Here is an 8,533-nt window from a genome sequence, read left to right on the forward strand (position 1 = left end):
GCGCCACCGTGGTGGCGCTCACGCAGCCCGACACGCCGCTGGCCGAGATCGCGGACCTGGTGCTCGCGGTGTCGGTGCCGCAGGACGCGGTGATGCGCGTCGGTACCGAGGCCTACCTGGCGCACCTGGTGGTGCTCGAGATCCTGATGGTGCGGCTGGCGCAGAAGCTCGGGCCGGTCGCCACGCGCGGGCTGACGCAGTTCAAGCATCTGCTGCACAAGCACGGCTTCGACAGTGCCGAGTTCTCGGGCGCCACGGAAAAAATCGACGATCGATCATGACGAGTCAAGACTTCGGCCGCCCCACGCTGCTCAAGGGCGGCACGCTCGTCGACGGCAGCGACAGCCCGGGCTGGACGGCCGACGTGCTGCTGGCCGGCGAACGCATCGCGTCGATCGCCGCGCCCGGCCAGACGCCGCCCGCACTGCTGGCCGGCCTGCACCTGCAAGGCCCGGTGCTCGAGATCGATTGCAGCGGGCGGGTCGTCGCGCCAGGCTTCATCGACGTCCACACGCACGACGACGCGGCCGCGATCGAGAAGGCCGACATGCTGCCGAAGATCTCGCAGGGCGTGACGACCGTGATCGTCGGCAACTGCGGCATCTCGCTCGCGCCGGTGGTGACCGATTCGCCGCGGGCGCCGCTGTCGCTGCTGGGCCGGCACCAGTTCCGCCACGCCACGATGCGCGCCTATGCCGACGCCGTGAATGCGGCACGGCCCGCGGTGAACGTCGCGGCGCTGCTGGGCCACACCGCGCTGCGCATGCGCCACATGGCGGTGCTCGACCGTGCGGCCAACGAGGCCGAGCGCGCCGCGATGGCGGCCGACATGCAGGAGGCGATGGACGCCGGTGCGCTGGGGCTGTCGTCTGGCGTCTTCTACGAGGAGGCCTATGCCGCCGATGTCGAGGAACTGGTGGCGGTCGCCAGCGTGGCGGCACGCAACGGCGGCGTCTATGCCACCCATGTCCGCGACGAGCTGGCCGGCATCCTGCCGGCGCTGCAGGAGGCGGCGCTCACTGCGCGCCAATCGGGGCTGCCGCTCGTGATCTCGCACCACAAGTGCGCCGGCCCCGCCAACTGGGGCCGCACGCGCGAGACCCTGTCGCTGATCGAGGCGCTGGCGCGCGGCCAGGAGATCGGCATGGATGTCTACCCGTACACCGCGGGCTCCACGGTGCTGCGCGAAGACCTGGTCGACGGCATCATCGACATCCTGATCACGGGCAGCCAGGCGCACCCCGAGATGGGCGGGCGCTACCTGGCCGACATCGCCGCGGAGTGGGGCCTGTCGCAGCAGGACGCCGCATTGCGCCTGAAGCCCGGCAATGCCTGCTACTTCCAGATGCGCGAGGACGACGTGCAGCGCGTGATGGCGCATCCGCTGTCGATGATCGGCTCCGACGGCCTGCCGCACGACGAGCGCCCGCATCCGCGCCTGTGGGGCGCGTTCCCGCGCGTGCTGGCCAGCTACTGGCGCGAGAAGGGGCTGCTGCGCCTCGAGCAAGCCGTGCACAAGATGACGGGCCTGTCGGCCGCGCGCTTTCGCATCGGCGAGCGCGGCCTGCTCAAGGCCGGCTACATGGCCGACGTGGTGGTCTTCGATCCGCTGCGCGTCAAGGATGGCGCCACCTTCGAGCATCCGCGCGCGTTCAGCGAAGGCATCGAGCACGTCTGGGTCAATGGGGTGTTGAGCTACACGGCCGAAGGGCGCGCGACGGGCGCGCGCGCGGGGCGCTTCGTCAGGCGCGCGGCGAACGAGGCCTTCTAGCCGCCTGCCCATCAGGGTTTGTCCTGCGCAAGCTCGATTTCAATCATCATATGATTTGAATCGACAGCGACCGGGTGACGGCGCTGCCGCAGGGCGCTTCGTGCGCATCGATGGTTCGAGCAGGAGACAGTGTGATGCCAGACAACGCAGGACGACCCGAGCTGCTGCTCGTCGCGCCGCTGATGCCCTTCCTGCTGGATCAATTGCGCCAGCACTACACGCTGCACGACCGCATCCACATCAGCGACCCGGCGGCCTTCGCTGCCGTGGCGCCGCGCATCCGCGGCGTGGTCGCCAACGGCGAGGCGAAGGTGCCGCGCGAACTGATCGCCCGGCTGCCGGCGCTCGAAGTGATCTCGGTCTTCGGCGTCGGCTACGACGGCGTCGATGTCGCGGCCGCGCACGAGCGCGGCGTGCCGGTCACCAACACGCCCGCCGTGCTCAACGACGATGTGGCCGATCTCGCGATCGGCCTGCTGATCGCGACGGCGCGCCGCATTCCGCAGGCCGACCGCTTCGTGCGCACCAACGAATGGACGCACGGCCCGATCGCGTTGAGCCGCAAGGTCACGGGCGGCCGGCTCGGGCTGGTCGGCATGGGCCGCATCGGCCAGGCGATCGCCGAGCGCGCACTGGCCTTCAAGATGAGCGTGGCCTACACCTCGCGCTCGCCGCGCGCCGGCGTCGGCTACACCTACCATCCCGACGCAGCGTCGCTGGCCGCCGCAGTCGACTTCCTGGTCGTGATCACGCCCGGCGGTGCTGCCACGCGCGGCCTGATCGATGCGCGCGTGCTGAAGGCGCTCGGGCCCGACGGCTACCTCGTGAACGTCGCGCGCGGCAGCGTGGTCGACGAAGCGGCCCTGATCGACGCCCTGAGCCACGGCACCATCGCGGGCGCCGGCCTCGATGTCTTCGCCAACGAACCGAACGTGCCCGAGGCGCTGCGCGCCCTGCCCAACGTGGTGCTGACGCCGCACATCGGCAGCGGCACGAAGCAGACGCGCGAAGCCATGGGCCAGCTCACCTTCGACAACCTGCGCGCGCATTTCGCCGGTCAGCCCTTGTTGACCCCGGTCGACGCCTGACCAGGACGTTTCATGGCCAAGAACACCCACGGCCGCACGCTCGACCTGCTGGGTGAAGCGATCGTCTCGCGCCAGTACGCGGTCGGTGCGCCGATGCCGGCCGAGCCCCTGCTGTGCGAGGCCTTCGGTGTCAGCCGCACGGTGGTGCGCGAAGCCGTCAAGTCGCTGGTGGCCAAGGGCCTGATCGTCACCGGCCCCAAGGTCGGCACCCGCGTGCTGCCCGACGAGCAATGGAACTGGTTCGACCCCGACGTGATCACCTGGCAGGCGCGTGCCGGCCTCACGCCCGAGTTCCTGCGCGACCTGCAGGATCTGCGGCGTGCGGTGGAACCCGCCGCCGTCCGGCTGGCGGCGGAGCGCGCCACGCCGGAGGACATCGAGGAGATCGAGGCTGCCTACGCCGGCATGAAGCACGCGGTGGAATTCGGTGGCGACTACGTCACCTTCGACCTGCGCTTCCACAACGGCCTGTTGCGCAGTGCGCGCAACCGCATGCTGGCGCAGATGAGCAAGGCGCTGCATGCGCTGCTGCGCACCAGCTTCGAGATCTCCACCAGCAAGAAGGATGGCCCGGCGCAATCGCTGCCGATGCACCGCGCGGTGCTCGATGCGGTGATCGCGCGCAACCCGGCGCGGGCCGAGCGGGCCATCATCAAGCTGATCGACAGCGCCCGCGAGGACATCGACGACGTGCTGGGCTCGCGCCGCCAGCTGCCCCGGCTGTCGCGCCCACCCCCGCGCCTGCGGGCGGCGGCCTGAGGCGCACCACGGATTCCTGCTTCCCACCCCGGCTCGTGCATCGAGCCCTTCCGTTGCAAGAAAGAGGAGACAAGAGAAATGAAATTCAAAGCACTCGTGGTCCCGACATTGATGGCACTGGGCCTGACGGTCGCCGGCCAGGCCCTGGCGCAGGAGAAGCTCACTGTCTGGTGGGTCAAGGGCTTCTACAAGGCCGAGGACGACGCCTTGTTCGCCGCCATCAAGAAGTTCGAGGACAAGCACAAGGGTGTGAAGGTCGAACTCTCGCAGTATCCGGTGCAGGACATGATCCCCAAGACCGTCTCGGCGCTCGATTCGGGCAGCCCGCCCGATGTCGCCTATGCCGATGTCTACGACTTCCAGGTCACGGGCAAGTGGGCCTACGACGACAAGCTCGAGGACATCAGCAGCGTGCTGGCCCCGATCGCCTCGCGCTTTGCGCCGAACACCATCGAGACCACCTTCCTGTACGACGACAAGACCAAGGCGAAGGCCTACTACGCCTTTCCGATCAAGCAGCAGACGATGCACATCGAGTACTGGATCGACATGCTGAACGAGGCCGGCCTCAAGGAGTCGGACATCCCGACGGGCTGGAAGGACTACTGGTCGTTCTGGTGCGAGAAGGTGCAGCCGGCCAGTCGCCAGAAGAGCGGCAAGCGCAACTTCGGCATCGGCATGCCGATGGGCGTGGATTCGAGCGATTCGTTCTATTCCTTCCTGACCTTCGCCGACGCCTACAACGTGAAGATGGTCAACGACAGCGGCAAGCTGCTGGTCGACGACCCTGCGGTGCGTGCCGGCCTGATCAGCGCGATGACCGACTACACGGCGCCCTACACCAAGGGCTGCACCCCGCCGTCGTCCACGAGCTGGAAGGACCCGGACAACAACGTCGCCTTCCACAACAAGACGACCGCCATGACGCACAACGCGACGATCTCGATCGCTGCCAAGTGGCTCGACGACTCCAACAACGCGTCGCTCACGCCCGAGCAGCGCGAGGAGGCCAAGAAGAACTACACCGAGCGCATCCGCACCGCGGGCTTCCCGAACAAGCCCGACGGCAGCAAGATGGTCTACCGCACCGCGGTCAAGACCGGCGTGGTGTTCAAGGAGGCCAAGAACAAGCAGCGCGCCAAGGAGTTCGTCGCCTTCCTGCTGCAGGAAGAGAACCTCACGCCCTACGTCGAAGGCTCGCTGGGCCGCTGGTTCCCGGTCACCAAGGCGGGGCAGGCGAGCCCGTTCTGGCAGGCCGATCCRCATCGCAAGTCGGTGTTCAACCAGTACGCTGCCGGCACCGTGACCTTCGAATTCACCAAGAACTACAAGTTCACCGTGCTCAACAACGAGAACGTCTGGGCCAAGGCGATGAATCGCGTGGTGAGCGACAAGGTACCGGTGGACAAGGCGGTCGACGAGATGATCGAGCGCATCAAGACGGTCGCGCGATGAAGATCACCCCCAGCCTCGCCCACTGCGTGTGGCTCGGGCACCCCCTTCCAGGGGGCAACCCCAGCGGCCCGGCGAAGCCGGTTCCGCGGGGTTCCTGGCCTTCGTTCAGGGCGGTTTCGTCGGCTGTCAGGCCGTGCAACGCCATGGGTAACTGAAATTCGGGGGTAGCCGACCATGAGTTCCACCGCAAGCGCCGTGACCGCGGCCGGCAGCGCCGCAACACCCGCCAGCAAGCTCGGACGCTGGCAGTTCTGGGGCCGGCTGATGGTCGTTCCCTACCTGCTGGTGTTCGCCGTCTTCGTGCTCTACCCGGTGTGCTACGGGCTCTGGCTGGCGCGCCATCCGCAGAGCTACGTGCACCTGGTCGAAGACCCGATCTTCTTCCGCTCGGTCATCAACACGGTGGTGTTCCTGATCGTCGCCATCAACGTCAAGATGGCCGTGGCGCTGGTGCTCTCGGGCTTCTTCGTGCAGTCGCGCTGGTGGATCAAGATCCTCGCGGGGATCTTCATCCTGCCCTGGGCCGTGCCGTCGATCCCGACCATCCTGTCGGTGCGCTTCATGCTCAACCCCGAGTGGGGCGTGATCAACAGCACCATCTTCCATCTGACCGGGCTCGACGGGCCCAACTGGCTCAACGAGCCGACGCTGGCGCTCGGCTTCGCGATGCTGATGCACATCTGGAAATCGCTGCCGTTCTGGACCCTGATCCTGGTGGCGGGGCGCCTGGCGATACCGGGCGAGCAGTACGAGGCGGCCTCGGTCGACGGCGCCAGTTCGTGGCAGAAATTCCGCTTCATCAGCTGGCCGGCCTTGCGCACGCTCTATGTCACTTCGCTGATCCTGTCGATGATCTGGACGCTGGGCGATTTCAACAGCGTCTACCTGCTGACCGGCGGTGGCCCGGCCGACATGACGCATGTGCTCGCGACCATCGGCATCCGCTATCTGCGGCTCGACCAGGTCGACCTGTCGATGGCCTCCATCGTGGTCGCGATGCCGTTGATCCTGCCCCTGGTCTATTTCATGATGAAGAGGTTGTCGAAATGAGCCGCAAGCGCTGGACCCTCAAGTCGGCAGGCAACGAAGCCAAGCTGCTGCTGATCGGCATCCCGGTGCTGATCTGGACGCTGATCCCGATCTACCACATGGTGCTGTTCGCGATCTCGCCGCGCGGCACGGCGACCAGCGGCCGGCTGTGGCCGAAGTCGCCGACCTTCGACAACTTCAGCACCGTGTTCCAGCAGAAGCACTTCTACCTCGATCACTTCTGGGTGCAGTTGGGCAACTCGCTGTTCATCGCGGTGGCGGTCGGCGCGATCACGCTGTTCGTGGCGACCACCGCGGCCTTCGCGATCAGCCGGCTGCGCGTGCGGGGAGGGCGCACGGTGATGAACATGGCGCTCTTCACCTACTTCATCCCGGCCGCGTTCCTGGCCGTGCCGATGTACAAGACCATGGGCAACTATGGCCTGCTCAACAGCCAGTGGGCGCTGATCCTCGCGATGGTGACCATCGCCTCGCCGTACTGCATCTGGGTGCTCAAGCAGGCCYCCGACRAGCTGCCCTACGAGCTCGACGAGGCGGCGCGCATGGACGGCGCCTCGCCGCTGCAGCTCTTCAGGCTGGTCTACCTGCCGCTGATGGTGCCTTCGCTGGTGGCGGTCGGCACCTATGCGCTGCTGCTGGCCTGGAACGAGTATCTCTATGCCTTCCTGCTGCTGTCGAACGACCGCAGCGTGACGCTGGCCGTGGCGCTCGGCAACTTCCTCGCGGCCGACGATTCGCCCTGGGAACTGCTGATGGCAACCGGCCTCATCTACGCGCTGCCTCCGGCGGCGATCTACTACACGTTCAAGCGCTACATGGTCGGCGGCATCACCGCCGGAGCAGTCAAGAGCTGACCCCCGGGTTGCCCGGCACTTCGTGTCCGGGCGCCCACCCCCTTGCAGGGGGCGACACCAGCGGCCCGGCAAAGCCGGTTCCGCGGTGTCCCCCGAACAGGCCCGGGCTTCGCCGGGCCTACACAGAGAGAGAAAGAGACGACGATATGGCTTCAGTCACTTTTCGCGATGTCCAGAAGTCCTACGGCAAGACCCGGATCATCGAGCGCCTGGGCTTCGAGATCGAGGACGGCGAGTTCGTGGTGCTGGTCGGCCCTTCGGGCTGCGGCAAGTCCACGCTGCTGCGCATGCTCGCGGGCCTGGAGGACATCAGCGGCGGCGAGATCATGATCGACGGCCGGGTGGTCAACGAGCTCGAGTCGAAGGACCGCGACATCGCGATGGTGTTCCAGAGCTACGCGCTGTATCCGCACATGACCGTGGGCGAGAACATGGGCTTCAGCCTGCGCCTGCGCAAGGCCGAGAAGGCGCTCACCGACAAGCGCGTGGCCGACGCCGCGAAGATCCTCAACCTCGACCAGCTGCTCGGGCGCTATCCGCGCGAGCTCTCCGGCGGGCAGCGGCAGCGGGTCGCGATGGGGCGGGCGATCGTGCGCGACCCCAAGGTGTTCCTGTTCGACGAGCCGCTGTCGAACCTCGACGCCAAGCTGCGGGTCGCGATGCGCGCCGAGATCAAGGCGCTGCACCAGCGGCTCAAGACCACCACGGTCTACGTCACGCACGACCAGATCGAGGCCATGACGATGGCCGACCGCATCGTCGTCATGCACGACGGCGCGGTCGAGCAGATCGGCACGCCGCTCGAGCTGTATGACCGGCCCGACAACCTGTTCGTCGCCCAGTTCATCGGCTCGCCGGCCATGAACGTGCTCGAGGGCATGGTGCGGCGCGTCGACGGCCAGTGCCGGGTCGAGGCGCAGGGCGCCTCGTGGCCGGCGCCTGCGGGCACGTCGGCGGTCGATGGGCAGCAGGTCCACTACGGCGTGCGGCCGGGCGACATCACGCTGTCGACCCCGGACCGCGGCGTGCCGGCCCAGATCATCGTGGTCGAGCCGACCGGCGCCGAGACCGAACTCGTGGTCCAGGTCGGCGAGACCACGTTGACGCTGGCGGTCCATGGCCGCGTCGACGCCGAGCCGGATCAGATCGTGGGGCTGGCGATCGGCAACGAGAGCGTGCACCTGTTCGATCGGCAGACCGGCCTGCGCCTGGCCTGAGCGCGCGTCCAAAGAAAAAGGGCGCAGAGCGCCCTTTTTTACGGAGGAGAGGAGTCGCTGCGACTCAGCGGCCGAAGGAACGGCCACCGCCGCCGCCGCCGCCGCCGCCGTAGCCGCCACCACCGCCGCCATAGCCGCCGCCCGATCGGCCACCGCCGCCCGAACGACCGCCGCCACCGCCGGAACGGTTGCCGCCGTAGCCGCCACCGCCACCGCGACGGCCACGGCCGCCACCCAGGCTGTCGACGCTGGTGCGCAACGGATCCGGCTGTCCCTCGCCGCCCGCCACCGCTTCGGCACGCAGATGGGCCACCGCGTCGGCTTGCGTCGGGCTGTGGC

At 67.7% G+C, this 8,533-nt stretch carries 7 protein-coding genes and 2 pseudogenes; 8 read left to right on the forward strand and 1 reads right to left on the reverse strand.

Annotation, left to right across the window (positions count from 1 at the left end):
• From AC1D2K_RS23820 to AC1D2K_RS23855, 8 genes and pseudogenes are all read left to right on the forward strand, one after another.
• Nucleotides 1-281 (forward strand): annotated as a pseudogene (locus AC1D2K_RS23820) (RpiR family transcriptional regulator); the annotation flags it as partial.
• Entirely contained in the window at nt 278-1,771 is a 1,494-nt protein-coding gene (locus tag AC1D2K_RS23825; protein WP_478091474.1) for an N-acyl-D-amino-acid deacylase family protein, read from the forward strand. The pseudogene AC1D2K_RS23820 and the gene AC1D2K_RS23825, both read left to right, overlap by 4 nt.
• A 134-nt stretch (nt 1,772-1,905) precedes the next feature.
• Nucleotides 1,906-2,859 carry a 2-hydroxyacid dehydrogenase gene (locus AC1D2K_RS23830; RefSeq protein ID WP_478091475.1) on the forward strand — a complete coding sequence of 318 codons (954 nt, stop codon included), beginning with the start codon at nt 1,906-1,908 and terminating at the stop codon, nt 2,857-2,859.
• A 12-nt stretch (nt 2,860-2,871) separates the two neighbouring features.
• Complete coding sequence (locus AC1D2K_RS23835; RefSeq protein ID WP_478091476.1) at nt 2,872-3,618, forward strand: FadR/GntR family transcriptional regulator; 747 nt, start codon at nt 2,872-2,874, stop codon at nt 3,616-3,618.
• A gap of 78 nt (nt 3,619-3,696) precedes the next feature.
• A complete protein-coding gene (locus tag AC1D2K_RS23840; protein WP_478091477.1) occupies nt 3,697-5,073 on the forward strand; it encodes an ABC transporter substrate-binding protein in 1,377 nt (458 codons plus the stop codon).
• A gap of 174 nt (nt 5,074-5,247) precedes the next feature.
• Nucleotides 5,248-6,123 carry a carbohydrate ABC transporter permease gene (locus tag AC1D2K_RS23845; RefSeq protein WP_478091479.1) on the forward strand — a complete coding sequence of 292 codons (876 nt, stop codon included), beginning with the start codon at nt 5,248-5,250 and terminating at the stop codon, nt 6,121-6,123.
• Nucleotides 6,120-6,977: a carbohydrate ABC transporter permease gene (locus AC1D2K_RS23850; RefSeq protein WP_478091480.1), complete on the forward strand. Its 858-nt coding sequence runs from the start codon at nt 6,120-6,122 to the stop codon at nt 6,975-6,977. Before AC1D2K_RS23845 ends, AC1D2K_RS23850 begins: the two co-directional genes overlap by 4 nt.
• Before the next feature lie 146 nt (nt 6,978-7,123).
• Entirely contained in the window at nt 7,124-8,194 is a 1,071-nt protein-coding gene (locus AC1D2K_RS23855) for an ABC transporter ATP-binding protein (protein WP_478091482.1), read from the forward strand.
• A gap of 64 nt (nt 8,195-8,258) precedes the next feature.
• Here AC1D2K_RS23855 and AC1D2K_RS23860 read toward each other — a convergent pair.
• A pseudogene (locus AC1D2K_RS23860) lies at nt 8,259-8,533 on the reverse strand (DEAD/DEAH box helicase); the annotation flags it as partial.

The organism is Variovorax sp. P1_H12_2 (assembly GCF_056405335.1).